The sequence below is a fragment of the Testudinibacter sp. P80/BLE/0925 genome, assembly GCF_053570785.1.
In genome coordinates this window covers 1,196,864-1,218,770 of record NZ_CM131636.1, presented here as the reverse complement: position 1 = coordinate 1,218,770, position 21,907 = coordinate 1,196,864, and the positions used below count along the sequence as shown (strand labels likewise).

Sequence of the window (21,907 nt, the reverse complement as noted above, 5' to 3'; positions counted from 1 at the left end):
CCTGACAAGTATTTTTTGCAAAAAAATCACAATTTTTCATTGTTCGATTGCTTTTTAAACAAGATGAATAGGATTTAAACCGTTTTCCGCGCCAAAGTGCGGTTTTCCTCATCAATCGCGATATTATCCGGCGGAATTTTCTTTGCCTAAACGTGCCAGTAAACGATCCATTGCGCGGTAACCTAAGGCTTCGCTGATATGCTGCCGTTGAATATTTTCGCAGCTATCGAGATCGGCGATGGTGCGCGATACTTTTAAAATCCGATGATAGGCGCGCACCGATAAGCCCAAACGCAACAACGCATTCTCTAAAAAAGCGGCATCATCACTGCTTAAACGGCAATGTTGATCTAACAGTTTACCGCTGAGGTGCGCATTAATCACGCCGCTGCGTGCCAGCTGTTTTTGCCGTACCGCCACCACCTTAGACCGCACTTGTTCACTGGTTTCACCGCGATCACCTTGTTGTTGCAGGCTGCCGGCGGGCAGCAATGGCACTTCAATTGATAAATCAAAACGATCGAGAAACGGACCGGATAAGCGATTCAGATAACGCATGACTTGCTGCAGCGAAGTGCGGTTATGTACCCCCTGATAATGCCCGGTCGGGCTGGGATTCATCGCCGCAATCAGTTGAAATTTTGCCGGAAACCAAACTTTGGCATTGGCGCGTGAAATAATAATCTCGCCCGATTCCAACGGTTCGCGCAAGGCGTCCAATACTTTGCGCTCAAATTCCGGCAGTTCGTCTAAAAACAGCACACCGTTATGCGCCAATGAAATTTCTCCCGGGCGTGGATTCGAACCACCGCCGACCAGCGCCGCTAACGACGCGCTATGGTGCGGCGTGCGAAACGGACGCTGTCGCCAGGCATAACTGTTCAGACGGGTTTGCACCAAACTGGCAACGGCGGCGGTTTCAATCGCTTCTTGATCGTTCATTTCCGGCAAAAGTGCGGTCAAACGGCTGGCAAGCATGGTTTTGCCTGTGCCCGGCGGCCCTAAAAACAGTAGGTTATGTTGTCCGGCGGCGGCAATGGTTAGGGCTCGTTTGGCGTGTTGCTGCCCGATAATATCGGTTAAGCAACGGTTGGGCGCAGAAAAATCCGGTTTGGGAAAGTCCGTCATCTGCGCCAGCGGTAATTCGTCTTGTCCTTGCAAAAACGCCGCCACCTGCAACAACGATTCGGCAAAATAGGTTTCGTGTTCGCTCAATAAACCCGCTTGCTCGGCGTTTTCATTGGCAATAATCAGCTTGCGCTTCTGTTTTTTGGCTTCAATCACCGCCGGAATCACGCCCTGCGTGCCGCGCAATTCGCCGGTTAATGCCAGTTCGCCCAAAAATTCATATTGTGCCAATTTTTCCGCTGAAATCTGCCCCGACGCCGCCAGCATTCCCAAGGCAATCGCCAGATCGTAGCGTCCGCCCTCTTTCGGCAAATCGGCGGGCGCAAGGTTAATCGTAACCCGTGCCATCGGATACTCAAAGCGCGCATTAATCAGTGCGCTGCGCACCCGATCGCGCGCCTCTTTCACCGCGGTTTCCGGCAAGCCAACCAGCGTTAAACCGGGCTTGCCGCGGCTCATATGCACTTCAATCGTAACCAACGGTGCTTGCACCCCGATACAGGCGCGGCTGTAAACTATCGCTAATGACATTTTTTCTTCCACAGTAAACATAAAAGTGCCGTGAAAATATAAAAAGTGCGGTGGGAAAGGAAGTGGCGGGCAAAATGTTTGCGATCCGGATCGCAAAAATCAAAAATAGCGAATATGCTTTTATTTGTATAATAAAAAACGGTAGCTTAACTGATTAAACTACCGTTTTCATATACTGTTAAGAAATCTGCATTATTCTGCCGCTGCAAAATTCGGCGCAAACCAGCCGTCCAGTTTTGCCGCCAGTTTATCAATGCCGATTTTGTTTAATGCCGAGAAAGCCTCGACTTGAATATCGCCCTGAAACGGCAGGATCGCTTCGCGCACCAGTTTGACTTGTTTGCTGCGCGCGCTTTGGCTGAGTTTGTCGGCTTTGGTCAGCAACAGCAAGAGCGGTAATTGCGAGGCGACCGCCCATTCGATCATCTGTTGATCCAAATCTTTTAACGGGTGGCGGATATCCATTAAGATCACTACGCCGCCCAAACATTCGCGTTTTTGCAGGTATTCGCCCAGCGCCTGTTGCCATTTGATTTTCATCTGTTCCGGCACGGCGGCGTAGCCGTAACCGGGCAAATCGACGATTTTACACTGTTCTTCCACTTCAAACAGGTTGATTAACTGTGTGCGCCCCGGGGTTTTCGAGGTGCGCGCCAGACTTTTTTGGTTGGTCAGGCTGTTAAGTGCGGTCGATTTTCCGGCGTTGGAGCGCCCGGCAAAGGCGATCTCAATGCCCTCGTCTGACGGCATATGGCGGATGTCCGGCGCACTGGTTAAAAAATGGGTTTTATGATAATTCAATTTAATTTCTGACACGCTGTTATTCCTAATGTTGGTGACAAATCACATTGTCTAAAAATGAGTGGATCTTACGGGCGCTGCCCTGTACCAACTCCGTATAATCCTGTGCGCCGTCGGGTATGGTTCGTATGGCATTCGGCTTGATCGGCGCTTGTTTATAATTGAGGGGAAAATCCGAGATCACGCCGAACATACGCGGCTGTCCCTGCGGATTTTGCTGATAAAAAGTCACTGCATGAGCAACGTTCAGCGATTGATTACGCATAAAACGGCGGCAAATGTCCTCGCTGCGCAGCCGATAAACATCGACAAAACCGCCCTGCCCCAATTCATACAGTTCCAACTCACGGATATCATGTCGGATATGCCGACTGAGCGGCTGATCCTGCCGGTTCAACGCCAACAACAGCTTGCGTTCTTCCAGCTGCTGCAACAACAAAGTGCGGTCGCCGATCGTCACCGCAGGCTGCTGGCTGTCTGCCGATGTCGAAAATGTCATCTGCCGGATCTGACCTTGCGGATCAAAAAACGACAAACTGCGGTTCGGGCTGCTGCAAGCCGCTGACAAAACAGCACATATTAAGATAACAATTTGTTTTTTCGGCATATTTTATTTCAGCTTTAACGCCAATCCTCGTTCGCCGTAACGGTTTGCTTCGGCTTGTCCGCGAAAAACACCCCAGTCCAATGACAGCAACACTGCGAAAAACAGCGGTAAAAATTTGCCCAACGCCCACGCCATCATACCTTCGCTATAATTGGCGATAACATAGCACAGCACGGGAAAAATGATGATCGTCACCGCACTTCCACTGCGCCCACGGTCGTGCAAACGTTTCACCACCACGGCCAAAAAGCACCAGCCCACCAGCAACAATAAGGCGGAAGCCAAAAGTGCGGTCGGCGTTTGTTGGAACAGTTGTTGCATTGGCAGCGCATTAGCCAGCAGTAACAATACGGCAAAGCAGATCCCGAATCCTTGCCAAAACCCAACACGGTTTAAACGCCCTTTAAAGGCAAATAACAGTTGCCATAATGACATCCGCCCATATCCTCGTATTTGAGTGAATCAAAGTGCGGTCATTATAAAGGATTTCCGCGGATTTTCGAGGTAATTCGCTTAACGCTGAATTTCAGCCTCCAGATTAGGCATTCGAATCATATAACGCCCGTTGCAATTGACTAATAGAAAGTAAATAAAAACGTTCTCACAACCCGGCTTATCCTCATGCTCATTTTTTACACAATGCAATCTTCGCACAAAAAAAGAGCCGGTTATCGCCGGCTCATCAAAATCATGCTTGCGGCAGCGTGTTAACACTGCGCAAGAAAATCCAATACCTGTGCTTTGGCGATCATCTGTTTCTCACCGCTGTAACGGTTTTTGTATTCCACTTCGCCGTTAAGCAGGTTTTTCTCGCCGATCACAATGGTGTGCGGCACGCCGATTAATTCCATATCGGCAAACATCACGCCCGGGCGCTCTTTGCGGTCGTCAAAAATCACGTCTACGCCTTGCTGCTGCAAAGTGCGGTACAGTTCTTCGGCGTACTGCCGCACCGCTTCCGATTTGTGCATATTCATCGGCACAATCGCCACTTGGAACGGCGCGATTTGTGCCGGCCACATGATCCCGCGTTCGTCGTGGTTTTGTTCAATCGCCGCAGCAACCACACGGCTCACGCCGATACCGTAGCAACCCATGGTCAGCACTTGCGGACGACCGTCTTCGCCCTGCACGGTGGCGTTCATCGCTTGCGAATATTTATCGCCCAGTTGGAAGATATGCCCCACTTCGATACCGCGTTTAATTTGCAGCGTGCCTTTGCCGCACGGGCTTGGGTCGCCCTCGACCACATTGCGCAGATCGGCGACTTGCGCCAGCGGCAGATCGCGCTGCCAGTTAATGCCGAAATAGTGTTTACCGTCGATATTCGCCCCGGCGCCGAAATCGCTCATATTGGCAACGGTGCGGTCAATAATCACCGGAATCGGCAAATTAATCGGTCCTAATGAACCCGCGCCTGCCCCAAGTGCGGCGCGAATTTCCGCCTCGTCGGCAAACACTAACGGGCTGGCGACTTCGGCCAATTTCTCGGCCTTGACTTCGTTCAGTTCATGATCGCCACGCACCATCAACGCCACCAATTTATGACCGCTCTGTTCGCTCGCATGCACAATCAGGGTTTTCACGGTTTTCTCAATCGCTAAACCGAATTGCTCCACTAAGGCGGCAATGGTTTTGCAGTTCGGCGTATCGACTAAACGCAATTCTTCCGTCGGCTCGCCGCGTTCGCCCAGCGCCACCGCTTCGGCCAATTCGATATTGGCGGCATAATCCGATTCGGTGGAAAACACGATATCGTCCTCACCGCTTGCCGCCAACACCTGAAATTCATGGGAGGCACTGCCGCCGATCGAACCGGTGTCCGCCTGTACCGCGCGAAAATCCAGCCCCAAACGGGTGAAAATATTGCTATAGGTTTGATACATCAGGTCATAAGTCTGCTGCAAACTCTCTTGGGTCAGGTGGAAAGAGTAGGCGTCTTTCATCAAAAATTCGCGCGCACGCATCACGCCGAAACGCGGGCGCACTTCGTCACGGAATTTGGTTTGGATTTGATACAGATTGATCGGCAACTGTTTATACGAGGTCAGTTCGCGCCGCACCAAATCGGTGATCACTTCTTCGTGGGTCGGACCTAACACAAAAGGGCGGTCGCCACGGTCGGTGAAACGCAACAGCTCGGGTCCGTATTGTTCCCAACGTTCGGACTCCACCCACAAATCGCCCGGCTGCACCACCGGCATTGACACTTCCAACGCACCACTCTTGTCCATCTCCTCACGCACGATTTTTTCCACCTTACGCAGCACTTTTAAACCGGTCGGGGTCCAAATATACAAGCCCGACGCCAACGGGCGAATCATGCCGGCACGCAGCATTAATTGGTGGCTGACCACTTCCGCATTGTTCGGTGTTTCTTTAAGGGTGGAGAGTAGGTAGTTTGATGTACGCATGAAATTTCCTGTTATTCACTTTTTAATAAAATTGCGCCTATTCTAGCACCGGCGCCGTATATTCAAAACAAAAATAGCCGTGGCAAAACACGACTATTTGTAAACCCGGCAGCAAGTGCGGTCTAAAACCGTTTACTCACTTCCAAATACACCCGGCTTTTATCGTAGCGGTAAAACGCATTGTTGCTGTCCACTTTGGTGTAAGCCCAGGTAATACGCGGGGTGGCGCCCCAAATATGCCAATCGCGGTGCCATAAGCTGGCTTGCGCGCCGTACTCTTTGTTTTTCTGTAATTGATTGAAAATCGGCGTATTTGCCTTGTAACGGCGTACGGCATAATTCAACGCCACACGGCTGGAAATGCCCCACGACCACTCTTGTCCCCAACCGATCCGCGTTCCAATCCGCGTATAAGCGTCGCTTTTATCGCGCGCATTATCACGGTTGTAATCCGCCCCGACAAACCAGTATTGACTGCTGTTTGGCATAAATAACAGCGTATTCGACCATAAATAATTGTTACCGTTTAGGTGCTTACGGCTGACATAACGCTGTTCGCCATATTCAAGTGCGGTTGAAATCTGCCAACGCGGCGCAAGCCAATGGCTGAGATCAAAACGCAGCCCTGAATTTTGGGAAAACTGCTTTAACGAATCGCTGCCCGAAGAACCGCCGCCGTACCAGCGCCGTTCAGTGAACGGCATTAAGCTGATTTCGGTTTGCGCCGTTTGATACCCCAAACCCGCACTGATACGTCCGTTCAATTCATTATATTTTTTGTTATCCCAATAATAACGCCCGTAACCCGATAAGCTGAATTTGGCAAAAAAGCCGTCTTGCAGCGACCATTTTTTATCGGCACTCAGATTATAACTTACCCCCTCCGCCGCCTCCTTTTGCCATGCGCTCCACTCTCCGATCTTTGTGCCGGCTTTCGGGGCATTATTGACATTCGGTTCGTTTAAATAACTCAAGCCGCCTTGGAATGACCATTGATCGCGTTTATTAAGTGCGGTCAAATATTGATTGATATGCGCCAAAAAGTCCGGTGCCAACGGCTCGCTGCGTAGCTTTTCAAACTGATCTTTTGCCGCCTCATTATCGTTATTTAAAAACAGACTCTGTGCCAATTGGTAACGCAACGGGATAAGGTTCGGGTTTTGCGCGAACAGTTGGCGGTATAATCGAATCGCTTGCGCATAATCGCCCTCGGCACGCGCCGCCACCGCACTTGCCCAAGTCAGCAAAAACGGATCTTGGCTTGCTTGGCGTTGATACAACGGCAACAGTAACAGCACGCCCTCGGTATGATTCTGCATAACTGCCGGAATCAACGCACGCGTGATCAATTCCGGATATTGCGCCAGTTGTTCTTTGGTCATGCTGACCGATTGTGCCGATTGGTTATCCGGCACTTGCACCTTCGGTTTAGGCAAGTCAGGTTTCGCCACTTGGATCTTCTCGTCCGGCAGATCCATGCGTGACAACTGTTCGGGGGTGACGGTTTCGGCATAGGCAACCGCACTTAAACCGCTTGATAACGCTAACGTCAGCGTGGAAAACATATAAAAAGAACGGTTTTTTTTCATTTTTCTTCTCAACAAATAGGGCTATCTAAATTAGACAGCCCCGATTATAAGCTATTTTTTAACTGACGCTATTTTTATTGCTTCCCGGCGGCAAACACCACCCCCCATTTACCGTTATGCGCCTCACCGGCAATTTCTTTCGCATGCTCACCGAAGAAAGCACCGGTGAGAGGGGCTTTAACCTGATTTTCTCCTATGCCCCACTCTTTTTTATCTTCTTCGTTAAAGTTAATAACCCCGGTTCCGTTAAAAGCGCCGTCGGATATTGTTGAATCGACTATAATCAGTCCGTCATACGACGATCCTTGACTCAATACTTTTTTAGTTATCTCTTTAGTTCTGAAAATTTATTTCATTGCTTTACAAATTTGTCATTGTTCTGTCATAAAAATATGCTAGTATCGCAATCAATTCTCATTTACAGCTCAGTAAATGAGAATCAACAATTGACATGATTGATAATTGAAGAGGATAAATTGATGAAAAAAGTTATGTTGACCGCACTTTGTGCCTTATCCGCCAGTTCATTAACCCAAGCCCATGATCTGTGGGTGTATGCGCAAAATGCCGAACAAGGAAAGCCGTTACTGGCGGTGTTGGGCTACGGCGATAATTTCCCTGCCGGCGATCCGATTCCGGAAAAACGCCTGCACATTTTCCCGCCATTGCAACTGGTTACCCCAAGTAAAACCGAAGCGCTGCAACAGCAGGGAGAAAACTACCACTACGTCAGCCCGCAAGCCTTGAACGCAGGCGAATATAAAATCAGTTCAACCTATCGCCCGACCTTCTGGTCAAAAAATGCCGACGGTTGGAAAATGCAAAGTATGAACGAAGTGCCTGATGCAAATTACTGTGAGCAATCCAGCATGTATGCCACCACCTATTTTAATTTGGATAGCAAAGTGACTGATTTTGCACAAAAACCGGTCGGGTTAGAGCTGGAAATCGTGCCGTTGGTTGATCCAAGCCAAATCAAACCAATGCAAGTAGTGCCGGTGCAAGTGTTGTATAACGGTGAACCGGTGAAAGGCGCAACCATTATCGGCACCACCGACACTCTGACCAAATTGGATTGGGACGCGGTGATGGATCATCGTGAGCCGCAAGCCTTTTCCGGCAAAACCGATAAGAAAGGAATCATGAATTTTATTCCGGCATTACAAGGCAACTGGAAACTGAAAACCAGCCATGAAGCCGAATTCCCGGATCAAAAAGTGTGCCAGAAGAAAAAAATGTATAGTACTTATACTTTCTTAGTCAAATAAGATAGTAAAGTCACGCCAACTAAAACAGCGGCAGAAAAAGATTTCTGCCGCTGTTTCAACCGCACTTTGCTTCCATTACGCCGACTCGAGCAGTTCTTGCACCATCAATTTATTGGCTTCACTGTTGAGCAAAAGTAAATAGTGTTGATGTTGATATTGTCTCAACACAAAATAATTTTTTAGTATCTTGCATTGCAAGGTATATTGCTATATGCTTTAACCATCGGTATTTCAAAATAAGGTTCAGCATGCAAACACAACTACGCAAAGGAGTATTGGAGATGTGCGTACTCGCACTGCTCAAACAACAAGACAGCTATGCCTACGATATGGTGCAAACCCTCGGAAAATACTTACCCATCAGCGAAGGTACGATTTATCCGCTGATGCGCCGTTTGCAAAATCAACAATGGGTCGATACCTACTTGCAAGAATCATCCGAAGGACCTGCGCGTAAATTTTACCGCCTGACAGATTTAGGTAAAACCGAACTTCAATCCATGCAATCCCAATGGCAAGATTTTGCCAATAGTGTGAATCATTTCCTTAACCAAGCGCCAAGCCACACAGGAGATCCATCATGACTAAAATCACTAACCAAAAAGAATTCTTAGCCCAACTGCAACAAGAATTAAAACATCTCTCATCAGTCGAATGTGACGACATACTCAATGATTACCGCAGTCACTTTGCCGAAGGTTTGGCAAACGGGCGTTCCGAGGCGGATATCATTGCAGGACTGGGCGATCCGCACATCATTGCCAAAGAACTCTTGGCAAACCAATACATCGAACAATGGCAACAAAAGAAATCCTTTAAAAACCTATGGTATGTGTTATCGGTCAATGCCAGTTTGGGTCTGGTTAATATTGGTGTTAGCCTGCCTGTATTAATTGGTATGGTCATCACCACCCTATTAAGCGTTGGTTTCGGCATTTTGGCTGTGCTCGGCACCGTTTTCACTCTCGCCTTGCTAAGCCAACAACTTTTTGGCTTTCCGCAGCTCAATGCCTACCATTTGAACACGAGCGGTATCGGTCCAGTGTTGATTGACACCACATCAATCGGCCCTCAACCTCCCAATATCGACATCAAAGGCAAAGACAACCAGGCATTCAAATTAGAACGAGGCAGTGATGGCTCAGTAACCATCTATACCCAGAAGGACGGGGAAACATTCACCATCGAGAAAAAAGCCGATGGTTCTATCGCTAAAATTTACGGTCAAAATAATGAAGGCGAATCAATTCATATTTCAGACATACGCAAACCCGGTTTCTGGTCACAACTATTTATAGGGTTGTTGACTACCTTCGTCGGATTATTCGGTTTTTGGTTAACGCGCCGCGCCATGAATCGTCTGTTGAGTTTTTGGAAAAAACATTTGCAATGGACACAAACCACCCGAAAACAATTTATGCCCTAAGCGTCATCACAAATAAAAAAGCGATAGGGCGAACACCTTATCGCTTCTTTATATTAGTAAAATGAGGCTGAACCAACAGCTTATACCGTTGGTTCCAGCGGCGCCTGCACCATCAGTTCATTAGCCTCGCTGTTCAGCAGCACCAAATAACGCTGATACTGTTTCAACACATCGGCGATCAGCTCTTCCGTGGTCATATATTGCACATCGTAACCAATCCGTCCGTCACCAAAATAGGTCACCGGCTCAAATACCTGTTCATGCTGCATACTCGGCACGCTCTGCTCTTCCTGCATCGAAAGTGCGGTATCGGTGCGCTGAATCATCACCCCGTAAATAAAATCACGCATAACGCCTTTATGGATCACCAATTCGACACTGCGTTGCGGTTCATCCGTTTCGTTGATTTCCACCTGTAGCTGATGTTTATTGACCAATTCGTCACGCAATTGGCTAAACGCCGGTTTGACCACTTGCGCTAAAAATTGTTGAATATCCGCTTCTTGGGTCTGTTTCAAAATCTGTCCCAAGCGTTTTTTCCATTTGTTGCCGCTCCAAAATACGGTAGATTGGTTCAAACGGGTGTTGAAATAATTTTTATCCACCCGCAAGCCTTGCAGCAAACTAAAACACATCAGCACCGTAATCACGGCAAACGGCAACGCCACCACCAGCGTCATCGCCTGCACCGCCCCCAAACCGCCGGAATTGAGCAAACCGATTGAGAGGATAATCATAATCACACCCCACAACACGCTTTGCCACTTCGGCATATCGGCGATTTTACCGTTGGACGCAATATTGTTTAATACAAAGATCCCCGAATCCGCCGAAGTAATAAAGAACAGCGACAGAATCAACAGCGCCAGCAAGCCGCTCAAGGTCGGCAGCGGGAAATAGTCTAAAAAGGCAAACAGCAGGGTTTCCGGCGCCGAGGTCAGCGCACTCAATGCCCCGTTATGCCGGGCATCTTGCAAAATAGCGCTGTCGCCGAAAATCGTAAACCACAACAAATTAAAGGTGGAAGGAATAATCAGCACGCCGAGAATAAACTCACGAATGGTTCTGCCGCGTGAGATTCGGGCGATAAACAAACCGACAAACGGTGCCCACGAGAACCACCACGCCCAATACAACACCGTCCAACCGCTGAACCAGTCGGTGTGCTGCGGATCATAACTAAACGTGCGGAAACTGATTTCGACTAAATTACTCAGGTAATAACCGATATTTTCCGAAAAAACCGATAGCAGATAAATGGTTGAACCACTAAACAGCACGAATAACATCAGCGTCAACGCTAATCCCAAATTGATTTCACTCAGGCGACGCACGCCTTTACCCACGCCGGAAATCGCCGACAGCACCGCAATACTGACCACCACGATAATCACCATCGAGTTACTGAAAAAGCTGTTTTCGCTCAAAATACCCACCGCCTGCAAACCGGCGTTCAGCTGTGACGAGCCGTACCCCAGCGTAGTGATGATCCCGAACAGGGTGGCGATCAGCGCCAAGGCGTCAATAATATGCCCGTACACGCCGTGGATTTTATCGCGTAATAACGGATAGAACGCCGAGCGGATCGACAGCGGCATACGGTAACGGAAACCGAAGTAAGCCAGTGCCAATGCAATCGTGCCGTAAATCGCCCACGGGTGCACCCCCCAATGATAAAAAGTGTATAACATCGCGTCTTTTTGCGGATTATCGGCGGTAATCGGTGCGATTGAATGCATTAACGGCTCCGCCACACCGAAATACATCAAGCCGACGCCCATGCCGGCGGCGAACAACATGGCAATCCAAGATAAAAACGGATATTCCGCTTCCTCATCATCACTGCCCAAGCGAATATCGCCCAAACTGCTCATCGCCAGCAACAGTAAAAACAGGATAAAACAGCTGACCGACAGAATGTAAAACCAGCTGAAATAGTCAAACGCATAATTTTTTGCCGTATTCAACCATTGTTGTATCACTTGCGGAAACGCAATACAGGCGACGGCAATCAGCAATACAAATAAAAAACTTGGAATAAAAACCGGCAAACTGAACGTTGACCGCTTTTTTAATAAAGAAAACAAAATGTTAACCCCTTAGGTAAGATTAAAAACCATTCTTCAATTTTACTTATCAGAATAAAAACCGCACTTATAATAATTTATTGGAATAAATAAATCAAATTTTAATCATAAAAAGGAATAAACGAAGAGAATGACAGATATGAAAAGCATAAAAAACCTGCTTAATTCAGCAGGTTCGTTTTGTGGTGAAATTAATCTTATTTAAGAAAATACTGATACGAATCCGAATCGGTAATATCCTGATAGGCATAACCCAAGGCTTGCAAATGGTGGTTAAACACCTGCTCGGTGGCTTCGCTCAATTGGAAAGCACAGAGAATATCGCCGTAGTCCGCGCCGTGGTTGCGGTAGTGGAACAGGGAAATATTCCATTGCGTACCCAACGTTTGCAGAAATTTGACCAGTGCGCCTTTTTGTTCAGGAAAGACGAAGCTGTAGAGCCGCTCGCGCTGCGAACTGGCGCTGCGGCCGCCGATCATATAGCGGATATGGGTTTTCGCCACCTCATCGTCGGACAGATCTTGCACATCATAGCCGTTAACCCGCAGTTGACTGATAATCTCCTGTTTCTCCGCTTCACCGCCAGTGACCCGCACCCCGACAAAAATACAGGCTTGCTGGTTGTCGGCATAACGGTAGCTAAATTCAGTGACCGCACGATTCCCCAACAAGTGGCAGAATTTCAAGAAACTGCCTTTTTGTTCCGGAATCGTCACCGCCAACAAGGCTTCGTGTTTTTCGCCGATTTCGCAACGTTCCGACACATAGCGCAGACTGTGGAAATTCAAGTTGGCGCCGGACAAAATATTCAGCAGGGTTTCGCCTTGAATTTTATGCAACTTCACGTATTTTTTCAGCCCGGCAAGTGACAGCGCCCCCGACGGCTCGGAAATGGCGCGCACATTTTCAAAAATATCTTTCACTGCGGCACAAATTTCATCACTGTCAACGGTGATCACCTCGTCCAAATATTGTTGGCAGACACGGAACGTTTCGTCGCCAATCCGTTTCACCGCCACCCCGTCGGCAAACAACCCGACCCGATCCAAATCAACCGGTTCACCAGCGGCAAGCGCGGCTTGTAAACAGGCGGAATCTTTCGATTCTACCCCGATCACTTTCACGTTCGGCATTAATTGTTTGATCAGCACCGCTACCCCGGCGGCTAAACCGCCACCGCCGACCGGCACAAAAATGCGATCGATGTGTTGCGATTGTTGAATCAATTCCATTGCCAACGAGCCTTGTCCGGCGATCACCGCAGGGTGATCGAACGGCGGAATAAAAGTCATGTTTTTGCTGTGCGACAGCTCAATCGCCTTGGCTTTGGCTTCGTCAAAATTTGCGCCGTGCAACAGCACTTCGCCGCCGAAACCGCGCACCGCCTCGACTTTGATCGACGGCGTATTTTGCGGCATGACGATCAGTGCCTTCAAGCCCAATTTTTGCGCCGATAACGCCACTCCTTGCGCGTGGTTGCCTGCCGAGGCGGCAATCACCCCGGCGGCTTTTTGCGCCTCGCTCAGACCGGTGATCATCGCGTATGCGCCACGAATTTTGAAGCTGTTCACCGGCTGGCGGTCTTCGCGCTTAATATAAATGTTATTGTCAAAGCGTTGCGACAATTTTTCCATTTTCTGCAACGGCGTCACTTCGACCACATCATAAATGTTCGAGGTCAGCACCGCGCGCAGGTATTCATTGCCGTTCGGTTGTGCGGAAATAGTCATCAGTTCGCTCACTTAGTCCTGTAATTTACTGCGATCACGCACCGCGCCTTTATCGGCACTGGTCGCCAACATCGCATAGGCTTTCAGCGCCAGCGATACTTGGCGTTGGCGGTTTTTCGGTTTCCAGCCCAACTTTTCCTGCTCGGCACGGCGCGCACTTAATACGCTGTCGTCCACCAACAATGCGATTTTACGGTTTGGAATATCAATCGAGATCACATCGCCGTCCTGCACCAAACCGATTGTGCCGCCGTTCGCCGCTTCCGGCGAAACGTGCCCGATCGATAAACCGGATGTGCCGCCGGAAAAACGCCCGTCGGTCAGCAACGCACAGGCTTTGCCCAAGCCCATCGATTTCAGGTAACTGGTCGGGTACAACATTTCTTGCATGCCCGGCCCGCCTTTCGGCCCTTCGTAGCGAATCACCACCACATCACCGGCAACGATTTTGCCGCCCAAAATTGCGGCAACTGCGTCATCTTGGCTTTCAAACACTTTCGCCTTGCCTTGGAATTTCAAGATCGATTCGTCCACGCCTGCGGTTTTGACGATACAGCCGTTTTCCGCCAAATTGCCCGACAACATCGCCAGCCCGCCGTCTTGACTGTAGGCGTTGGCTTTATTGCGGATACAACCGGAAGTGCGGTCGTCATCTACACTGTCCCAACGGCAATCCTGTGAGAAGGCTTGGGTGGTGCGGATTCCGGCTGGGCCGGCGCGGAAGAATGACCGCACTTTTTCATCATCGGTGCGGATAATATCGTAGCGATCTAACTGCTCTAACATAGAGTAGCCCAACACGGTGCGGGTTTGGTTATTCAGCAAGCCGGCACGATCTAACTCGCCCAAAATCCCCATTACGCCGCCGGCACGGTGTACGTCTTCCATGTGATATTTATTGGTGTTCGGTGCGACTTTACTCAGGCACGGCACGATACGCGATAAGCGGTCAATGTCATCCATGCTGAAATCCACTTCCGCTTCCTGCGCCGCCGCCAATAAATGCAACACGGTGTTGGTCGAACCGCCCATGGCAATATCAAGGCTCATGGCGTTGTCAAATGCCGCTTTGGTCGCAATCGAACGCGGCAATACGCTGTCGTCATCTTGTTCGTAGTAGCGTTTGCACAGCTCTAAAATTTGCGTCCCGGCTTGCAGGAACAGCTGTTTCCGATCCGCATGGGTCGCCAAACAGGAACCGTTGCCCGGCAAGCTCAAGCCCAGCGCTTCGGTCAGGCAGTTCATCGAGTTGGCGGTGAACATGCCGGAACACGAGCCGCAAGTCGGGCAGGCGGAACGTTCAATCGCTTCGCTGTCGGCGTCGCTGACATTCGGATCGGCACTTTGAATCATCGCATCGACCAAATCCAATTTAATCAACTGATCGGATAATTTGGTTTTACCGGCTTCCATCGGCCCGCCGGAGACGAAAATCGCCGGAATATTCAGGCGCAATGCCGCCATTAACATGCCCGGGGTGATTTTGTCGCAGTTGGAAATACACACCATCGCATCGGCACAATGGGCATTCACCATATACTCGACCGAATCGGCGATCAGCTCGCGCGACGGCAACGAATACAGCATGCCGCCGTGTCCCATCGCAATGCCGTCATCGACCGCAATGGTGTTGAACTCTTTGGCAATGCCGCCGTGCGCCTCGATTTCGCGCGCCACCAATTGCCCCATGTCTTTCAAATGCACATGACCGGGCACAAATTGGGTAAAGGAATTGACCACCGCAATAATCGGTTTGCCGAAATCCTGATCTTTCACTCCGGTCGCACGCCACAACGCACGCGCCCCTGCCATATTGCGACCTTGGGTGCTGGTCGCGGAACGTAATTTAGGCATTTTGTTTTCCTCTGTTTAATCACTCGATTTTGTATGATTGTAGGGGCGAATGAGATATCCGCCCGAACCGCACTTTGTATTTTTCCGTTGACGTTTAACGCTTATATTGCACTTCGTAAGCAGGCGGATATTTCACCCGCCCCTGCTTTGCCTCACTAATGGCTCGACCGCACTTTTACTTTATAAAACCACAACCGTCTGTACATCAAACAACTTGCTTAACTGGCTGACCAACGCCTCAATCGGGCGCTCGCTGCTGACGCTGAAATTCAAGCTGATTTGTTCGCGGCTTGACGTCATATGTAATTCATTCAGGCGATAACCGCGATGGCGCACCACGCGCAGCACGCGCTCTAAGGTTTCCGGCCGCCATTGGGCTTGTAGGCTTAATTGATATGTTTTCATTTGTTATCCCTTGTTAATTCGAACCGCACTTTGCACTTAAACGCCAATATCTTCGCTGATTTCATCAAGCATAGCTTCGTTGCTTGCGCCCGGCGGCACCAGCGGCCAGACGTTTTCATCGGCATCGATACAGACGTGCAACAAATACGCCCCTTCGCTGTCCAGCAAGCGTTGTAATGCCGCTTGTACTTGATGTCCGTGTTCGATCCGCTCGCCTTGAATGCCGAACGCCGCCGCCAAGGTCACGAAATCCGGATTATCGTCCAAAATCGTTTCGCTGTGGCGCCCCTTGAAAAACAGTGATTGCCACTGGCGCACCATGCCTAACCGTTGGTTATCCAACAGTAAAATTTTAATCGGCAGCTTGCCGCGTTTAATTGAGCCCAGCTCCTGCACGTTCATCATAAACGAACCGTCGCCGCTGACCAAAATCACGCAATCCTGCGGACGGGCTTTTTGTGCGCCGACCGCCGCCGGCAAACCGAAGCCCATGGTGCCGAGACCGGCGGAAGTGAGATAATTTTCCGGCTGATGATGTGCCATGTGCTGCGCCGACCACATTTGGTGCTGTCCGACATCAGTGGTAATCACCGCACTTTGCGGCTTCATTGCCGATAAGGTGTTTAACAATGTCCACGGGTGAATGCTGTCTTGTCCGTCATTACTCGGATAAACAAACGGAAAATCGGTGATTAAGCGTTGAATATCCTGCTGCCAATCGTCGATCGAAAGTGCGGTTGCCAGCACATCAAACGCCTGTGATAAATCGCCGCGCAACACCACGTCCGCCCGGCGTAATTTATTGATTTCCGCCACATCGATATCGGCGTGAATCACTTTGGCGTGCGGGGCAAAACTGTCCAGTTTGCCGGTGACGCGATCATCAAAGCGCGCGCCGAACACCACCAACAAATCACTTTCCTGCACCGCATAATTCGCGGCTTTGGTGCCGTGCATGCCGACCATGCCCATATAATACGGGGTATCGGCAGCAATTGCGCCCAAGCCTTTAATGGTCGAAACCGACGGAATTCGGGTCGCTTGCAAGAAACGGCGCAGTGCCGGAACCGCACTTGCCATGCCGACGCCGCCGCCGATATACAACACCGGACGCTTAGCTTGTTGTAATAAGGTTTTGGCTTGTTGCAGGTTCTGCGCCTGCTGCGCCGGGGCGTTCTCCAGCGGTAACACTATCGGTTGCGCGGCAGTTGGGGCAAATTGCACATCTTTTGGAATATCGACCAACACCGGGCCGGGACGACCGCTTTGTGCCACATGAAACGCTTGCGCCAAAATCAGCGGCAGTTCGTCGATATTTTGCACGATAAAACTCTGTTTGGTACAGGCTAAGGATAAGCCCAACACATCGATTTCCTGAAACGCGTCAGTGCCGATAAACGGGCTTGCCACCTGTCCGGTGATCGCCACAATCGGCACGGAATCCAACAATGCGTCGGCCAAACCGGTGATCAGATTGGTGGCGCCCGGCCCAGAAGTGGCGATACACACCCCGACCTTTTTACCCGCACGGGCATAGCCAATCGCCGCCATCGCCGCCCCTTGTTCATTGCGACAGAGCAGATGATCCAAACCCGAGTCGTAAATCGCATCATACACCGGCATAATCGCCCCGCCGGGATAGCCAAAAATCACATCGACCTGATGCGCCTTCAAACTTTCGGTAACTAATCTCGCTCCGTTCATGTGTCCCTCATACCGCACTTTGCTGTTATTGACTGTGCTATTTTTCGTATAACAAAAAACCCCCACCACATTTGGCGAGGGTTTCACTGATTTACAGCCTGGTTCTGTTGCAAATTAGTCGCACCGCTCGCCGTCGGTGATAATAATCACCGCACTGAGAATAATGCGAATAATAAGGTGGCTAACAAACATCATTGACAAATAAAAACCAAGTTGTGTTAAATTTCTTCGTCCGTGCTTACATAAATACCATATTTTGCTTGCGCTTCAAACTGTTTTTTCATTTTCCGCGTCATTTATTTTGACCGATTTTCACGCTATTTTTTTAAATTTGTGAGCCAGGTTACAGACTTATCAAGCATAATTGCATACAGTAAAACCCAATCCATGTTCGATAACACAAGGAAAAAACATGAAAAAGTGGATAAATAGTGTTGAAAACGTCTTAAGCGAACAAATTTCCGGCTTGATTGGCTCGAATCCGAATCTAAAATTACACCGCGACCCGCTATACGTTTGCCGTGCCGACAGCCCTGTCGCCGGCAAAGTCGCCGTAATTTCCGGTGGCGGCAGCGGTCATGAGCCCATGCACGCCGGTTTTGTCGGCGTCGGTATGCTTGATGGCGCCTGCCCGGGGGAAATCTTCACCTCACCGACACCGGATCAAATTATCGAGTGTGCGACTGCTGTCGATAGCGGTAACGGCGTCTTATTGCTCATTAAAAATTATACCGGCGATGTGCTGAATTTCGAAACCGCCGCCGAAATTTTACACGACAGCGGAATCCAAGTGGCAAGCGTATTAATTGACGATGACGTAGCCGTCAAAGACAGTCTTTATACCGCCGGGCGACGCGGCGTTGCGAATACCGTGTTGATCGAAAAAATTCTCGGCGCCGCTGCCGAACAGGGCTACTCGTTATCCCAACTGGCGGAATTGGGCAGGAGATTAAATAATGCGGGGCATTCGATTGGGGTGGCGCTTGCCGCTTGCACCGTGCCCGCCGCGGGCAAACCCTCTTTCACCCTGGCTGAAAATGAAATGGAATTCGGCGTCGGGATTCATGGCGAACCGGGGATCGAACGCCGTCCGTTCGTTGACTTAAACCAAACCGTTGATCAGATGTTTGCAACCTTAATCGAAAATGGCAACTTCAGCCGCGCCATTCGCCACTGGGAGAGTGAAAGTGCGGTCTGGCAAGAGGTGCAAGAAACAAAATCCGCCTTACAGCGCGGCGATCGAGTGATTGCATTGGTCAATAATTTAGGTGCCGTGCCGCTGTCAGAACTGTACGGCGTGTATCAGCGCTTAAGCCAATGCTGCGAGCGGTTCGGTATTCAAATTGAACGCAATCTCGTCGGTTCTTATTGTACGTCATTAGATATGCAAGGCGTGTCTATCACCCTGTTAAAAGTAGACGACAATTTACTGTCGTTGTGGGACGCACCGGTGAATACCGCCGGCTTGCGCTGGAAAGCATAGTGAGGTCAGGAAGATGTCGTTAACCCAACCCCAAATCCTTCAATGGTTGCAAAACTGTACGGTCTTATTCACTCAACATCGGGATTACCTCACTGAGTTGGATACCGCGATCGGCGATGCCGATCACGGATTAAATATGCAACGAGGCTTCGCCAAAGTCGCGGAAAAACTGCCGGAACTTGCGGAACAAGACATTTCCGGCATTCTCAAAACAACCGGCATGACGCTGCTTTCCAGTGTCGGCGGCGCAAGCGGCCCGCTGTTTGGCACGTTTTTTTTAAAAGCGGCACAAAGTGCGGTCGGCAAAAACGAACTCGATCTAGCTCAGCTGCAACACCTCTTACAAGCGGGCGTGAATGGCATTGTGGCACGAGGGCGAGCCGAAGCCGGCGATAAAACCATGTGCGATGTTTGGCTGCCCGTGCTGCAAACATTGACTGACAGTGTGCAACAGCAACTTCCGTTGCACACAGCCTTGCAACAGGCGCTGAGTTGTGCCGAAAGTGCGGTAGCAGCAACCATTCCGATGAAAGCGAAAAAAGGACGCGCCAGCTACTTAAACGAGCGTAGTATCGGACACCAAGATCCCGGTGCAACTTCAGTCATGTATTTATTACAAGGGCTGCTACAGGCAACGCAGGAGGCATAATGGTTAATTTGGTTTTTGTTTCCCATAGTGCAAAGTTAGCCGAGGGGTTGTATGAACTGGCGCTACAAATGCGTGCCGATAACTGTCAAATTGCCCTTGCCGCCGGTATTGACGATCCGCACAATCCGATTGGTACCGACGCGGTAAAAATTATGCAGGCCATTGAAAGGGTATATAGCCCGGACGGCGTGTTGGTTTTAGTCGATTTGGGCAGTGCCATTTTAAGCACGCAAACCGCACTTGAACTGCTTGAAGCGGAAATGGCGGCTAACGTAACCATCAGTGCCGCGCCGTTAGTAGAAGGGGCAATCGGCGCGGTTGTTGCCGCCTCCGGTGGTGATCCGTTAGCGGCTGTCGAACAGGAGGCTTGCTTAGCCTTAGAAGCCAAATTAGCACAATTAAGTTAATCCTGTGATCTGTGCCGCTTGTTTCACCGGAAGGAATCAAGATAGACTAGCTCTGCTATTCACTATCTGATTGGAACAAGGGGCCTACCATGTCATCTTACACCCAGAAACAACGTTCACTGATTCAACAACTCCGCCATATCGTCGGTGAAAAATATCTGCTGACCGATCCAAACCGCACTTTGCCCTACCGACAAGGCTTTCGCTTCGGCAAAGGCAGTGCGTTGGCGGTTGTCATTCCTGCGTCGTTAATCGAGCAATGGCGGATTTTGCAAGCCTGCGTGAAAGCCGATGTGATTGTCATCACCCAAGCCGCCAACACCGGGCTGACCGGCGGTTCAACCCCCGACGGCAATGAATATGACCGCGATATTGTGATTATCAACACCCTGCGTATCGATCACATTCACGTAATTAATCAAGCGCAACAGGTGATTTGCCTGCCGGGCAGCACCTTATTCAAATTAGAGGAATTATTGGCTCAACATGGACGGGAGGCGCATTCGGTGATCGGTTCGTCTTGTATCGGCGCCTCGGTGCTCGGCGGCGTGTGTAATAACTCCGGCGGTGCGTTGGTGCAGCGCGGTCCGGCTTATACCGAAATGGCGCTGTTTGCCCGACTCGATCAAGATGGCGAATTACATTTAATCAACCATTTGGGCGTTGATCTCGGCACAGATCCGGAGGAAATGCTCGCGCGGCTTGAACATAAACGCTACCAAGAAACGGACATCAAGTGCGGTTCGGAGCAAGGGCATGATCACGATTACTGCCACCATGTGCGCCAAGTCGATGCCGATACCCCCGCGCGCTTTAACGCCGATCCGCGCCGTTTGCACGAAGCCTCCGGTTGCGCCGGGAAATTAATGGTGTTTGCCGTGCGCTTAGATACTTTCCCGTTGGAAAAACAGACCCAAGTGTTTTATATCGGCAGCAACAGCACCGCCGAATTAAATGATATTCGCCGTCATATTCTCAGCCAATTCCAATCCCTGCCGGTATCCGGTGAATATATTCATCGTGAAGCCTTTGATGTTGCCACGATTTACGGCAAAGACACTTTCTGGGCAATTAAAAAGTTAGGCACGAATAACTTGCCGAAGCTGTTCAGCCTAAAAAATAAAGTCGATCGCTTGTGTAGCAAAGTGCGGTTTTTACCGAAGCATATTGCCGATAAAAGTCTGCAGTTATTTAGCAAATTGCTGCCGCAACATTTGCCGAAAAAAATGCGCGAATATCGTGATCAATATGAACATCACCTGATTCTGAAAATGGCGGGTGACGGCATTGCCGAAGCCCATGATTTCTTGCAAGCCTATTTTGCCGAACACAGCGGCAGTTTTTTCGCCTGTAATGCGGAAGAAGCGCAAGCCGCAATGTTGCACCGTTTCGCCGTTGCCGGCGCCGCCGTGCGCTATCGGATTATTCATCAGCAAGAGGTGGAAGACATTGTCGCCCTCGATATTGCTTTACGGCGCAATGATCATGATTGGTTTGAAGTGTTGCCGGAAAAATTAAACCGCCAGTTTATCCATAAACTGTACTACGGACATTTTATGTGCCATGTTTTTCACCAAGATTACATCGCGAAAAAAGGCAGCGATCCGATCGCATTGGAAGAGGAAATGCTGGAATTGCTCGATCAACGTGGCGCACAATATCCGGCGGAACACAATGTCGGGCATTTGTATCATGCTAAACCAGCGTTAAAAAAATTCTATCGCCAGTTAGATCCGACCAACAGTTTTAATCCCGGAATCGGCAAAACTTCTAAATTGAAAAATTGGCAGTAAATGGAAGGCACGGTTTAGACCGCACTTAGGT

General features: G+C 49.7%; 19 protein-coding genes. 7 read left to right on the top strand and 12 right to left on the bottom strand.

The window, feature by feature from the left end; translation table 11 throughout:
- Positions 1-123: 123 nt before the first annotated feature.
- The 7 genes from ACWA5Z_RS05810 to ACWA5Z_RS05780 form a co-directional block, all read right to left on the bottom strand.
- Positions 124-1,659, bottom strand: coding sequence for a YifB family Mg chelatase-like AAA ATPase (locus ACWA5Z_RS05810; RefSeq protein ID WP_431050651.1), 1,536 nt, complete (start codon positions 1,657-1,659; stop codon positions 124-126).
- Positions 1,660-1,851: 192 nt separating this feature from the next.
- Positions 1,852-2,475, bottom strand: a complete 624-nt coding sequence (gene yihA, locus ACWA5Z_RS05805; RefSeq protein WP_431050649.1) for a ribosome biogenesis GTP-binding protein YihA/YsxC — start codon at positions 2,473-2,475, stop codon at positions 1,852-1,854.
- Positions 2,476-2,485: 10 nt separating this feature from the next.
- Positions 2,486-3,067: a hypothetical protein gene (locus ACWA5Z_RS05800; RefSeq protein ID WP_431050647.1), complete on the bottom strand. Its 582-nt coding sequence runs from the start codon at positions 3,065-3,067 to the stop codon at positions 2,486-2,488.
- Between the two features lie 3 nt (positions 3,068-3,070).
- Positions 3,071-3,502: a DUF805 domain-containing protein gene (locus tag ACWA5Z_RS05795; RefSeq protein ID WP_431050645.1), complete on the bottom strand. Its 432-nt coding sequence runs from the start codon at positions 3,500-3,502 to the stop codon at positions 3,071-3,073.
- Between the two features lie 272 nt (positions 3,503-3,774).
- On the bottom strand, positions 3,775-5,481 hold the full coding sequence (gene proS, locus ACWA5Z_RS05790) for a proline--tRNA ligase (RefSeq protein ID WP_431050643.1): 1,707 nt from the start codon (positions 5,479-5,481) through the stop codon (positions 3,775-3,777).
- Between the two features lie 122 nt (positions 5,482-5,603).
- The gene (locus ACWA5Z_RS05785; RefSeq protein ID WP_431050641.1) at positions 5,604-7,070 is read right to left on the bottom strand and encodes a surface lipoprotein assembly modifier; all 1,467 of its coding nucleotides are present in this window, start codon (positions 7,068-7,070) and stop codon (positions 5,604-5,606) included.
- 74 nt (positions 7,071-7,144) lie between these two features.
- Positions 7,145-7,384 (bottom strand): transferrin-binding protein-like solute binding protein, encoded by a 240-nt coding sequence (locus ACWA5Z_RS05780; protein ID WP_449343122.1) that lies wholly within the window; start codon positions 7,382-7,384, stop codon positions 7,145-7,147.
- A 165-nt stretch (positions 7,385-7,549) separates the two neighbouring features.
- Here ACWA5Z_RS05780 and ACWA5Z_RS05775 point away from each other — a divergent pair, with 165 nt between their 5' ends.
- From ACWA5Z_RS05775 to ACWA5Z_RS05765, 3 genes are all read left to right on the top strand, one after another.
- Positions 7,550-8,338: a DUF4198 domain-containing protein gene (locus tag ACWA5Z_RS05775; RefSeq protein ID WP_431050639.1), complete on the top strand. Its 789-nt coding sequence runs from the start codon at positions 7,550-7,552 to the stop codon at positions 8,336-8,338.
- A gap of 248 nt (positions 8,339-8,586) precedes the next feature.
- Entirely contained in the window at positions 8,587-8,922 is a 336-nt protein-coding gene (locus ACWA5Z_RS05770) for a PadR family transcriptional regulator (RefSeq protein WP_431050637.1), read from the top strand.
- Positions 8,919-9,764, top strand: a complete 846-nt coding sequence (locus ACWA5Z_RS05765) for a DUF1700 domain-containing protein (RefSeq protein WP_431050635.1) — start codon at positions 8,919-8,921, stop codon at positions 9,762-9,764. Before ACWA5Z_RS05770 ends, ACWA5Z_RS05765 begins: the two co-directional genes overlap by 4 nt.
- A gap of 80 nt (positions 9,765-9,844) precedes the next feature.
- Here ACWA5Z_RS05765 and ACWA5Z_RS05760 read toward each other — a convergent pair whose 3' ends face one another.
- From ACWA5Z_RS05760 to ilvG, 5 genes are all read right to left on the bottom strand, one after another.
- Complete coding sequence (locus ACWA5Z_RS05760; RefSeq protein ID WP_431054300.1) at positions 9,845-11,854, bottom strand: BCCT family transporter; 2,010 nt, start codon at positions 11,852-11,854, stop codon at positions 9,845-9,847.
- 194 nt (positions 11,855-12,048) lie between these two features.
- Positions 12,049-13,581 (bottom strand): threonine ammonia-lyase, biosynthetic, encoded by a 1,533-nt coding sequence (gene ilvA / locus ACWA5Z_RS05755; protein WP_431050633.1) that lies wholly within the window; start codon positions 13,579-13,581, stop codon positions 12,049-12,051.
- A 12-nt stretch (positions 13,582-13,593) separates the two neighbouring features.
- Entirely contained in the window at positions 13,594-15,435 is a 1,842-nt protein-coding gene (gene ilvD / locus ACWA5Z_RS05750) for a dihydroxy-acid dehydratase (protein WP_431050631.1), read from the bottom strand.
- A gap of 180 nt (positions 15,436-15,615) precedes the next feature.
- Positions 15,616-15,840 carry an acetolactate synthase 2 small subunit gene (gene ilvM / locus ACWA5Z_RS05745; protein WP_431050629.1) on the bottom strand — a complete coding sequence of 75 codons (225 nt, stop codon included), beginning with the start codon at positions 15,838-15,840 and terminating at the stop codon, positions 15,616-15,618.
- Between the two features lie 36 nt (positions 15,841-15,876).
- Positions 15,877-17,544, bottom strand: a complete 1,668-nt coding sequence (gene ilvG, locus ACWA5Z_RS05740; protein WP_431050627.1) for an acetolactate synthase 2 catalytic subunit — start codon at positions 17,542-17,544, stop codon at positions 15,877-15,879.
- Between the two features lie 412 nt (positions 17,545-17,956).
- Here ilvG and dhaK point away from each other — a divergent pair, with 412 nt between their 5' ends.
- The 4 genes from dhaK to dld all read left to right on the top strand — a co-directional run bounded on the left by dhaK (position 17,957) and on the right by dld (position 21,876).
- Positions 17,957-19,027: a dihydroxyacetone kinase subunit DhaK gene (gene dhaK, locus ACWA5Z_RS05735; protein ID WP_431050625.1), complete on the top strand. Its 1,071-nt coding sequence runs from the start codon at positions 17,957-17,959 to the stop codon at positions 19,025-19,027.
- 13 nt (positions 19,028-19,040) lie between these two features.
- Positions 19,041-19,676, top strand: coding sequence for a dihydroxyacetone kinase subunit DhaL (gene dhaL, locus ACWA5Z_RS05730; RefSeq protein WP_431050623.1), 636 nt, complete (start codon positions 19,041-19,043; stop codon positions 19,674-19,676).
- On the top strand, positions 19,676-20,083 hold the full coding sequence (dhaM, locus tag ACWA5Z_RS05725) for a dihydroxyacetone kinase phosphoryl donor subunit DhaM (protein ID WP_431050621.1): 408 nt from the start codon (positions 19,676-19,678) through the stop codon (positions 20,081-20,083). The genes dhaL and dhaM overlap by 1 nt, the downstream gene beginning before the upstream one ends.
- Positions 20,084-20,172: 89 nt before the next feature.
- Positions 20,173-21,876: a D-lactate dehydrogenase gene (dld, locus tag ACWA5Z_RS05720; protein WP_431050619.1), complete on the top strand. Its 1,704-nt coding sequence runs from the start codon at positions 20,173-20,175 to the stop codon at positions 21,874-21,876.
- The last annotated feature ends 31 nt before the right edge of the window (positions 21,877-21,907 follow it).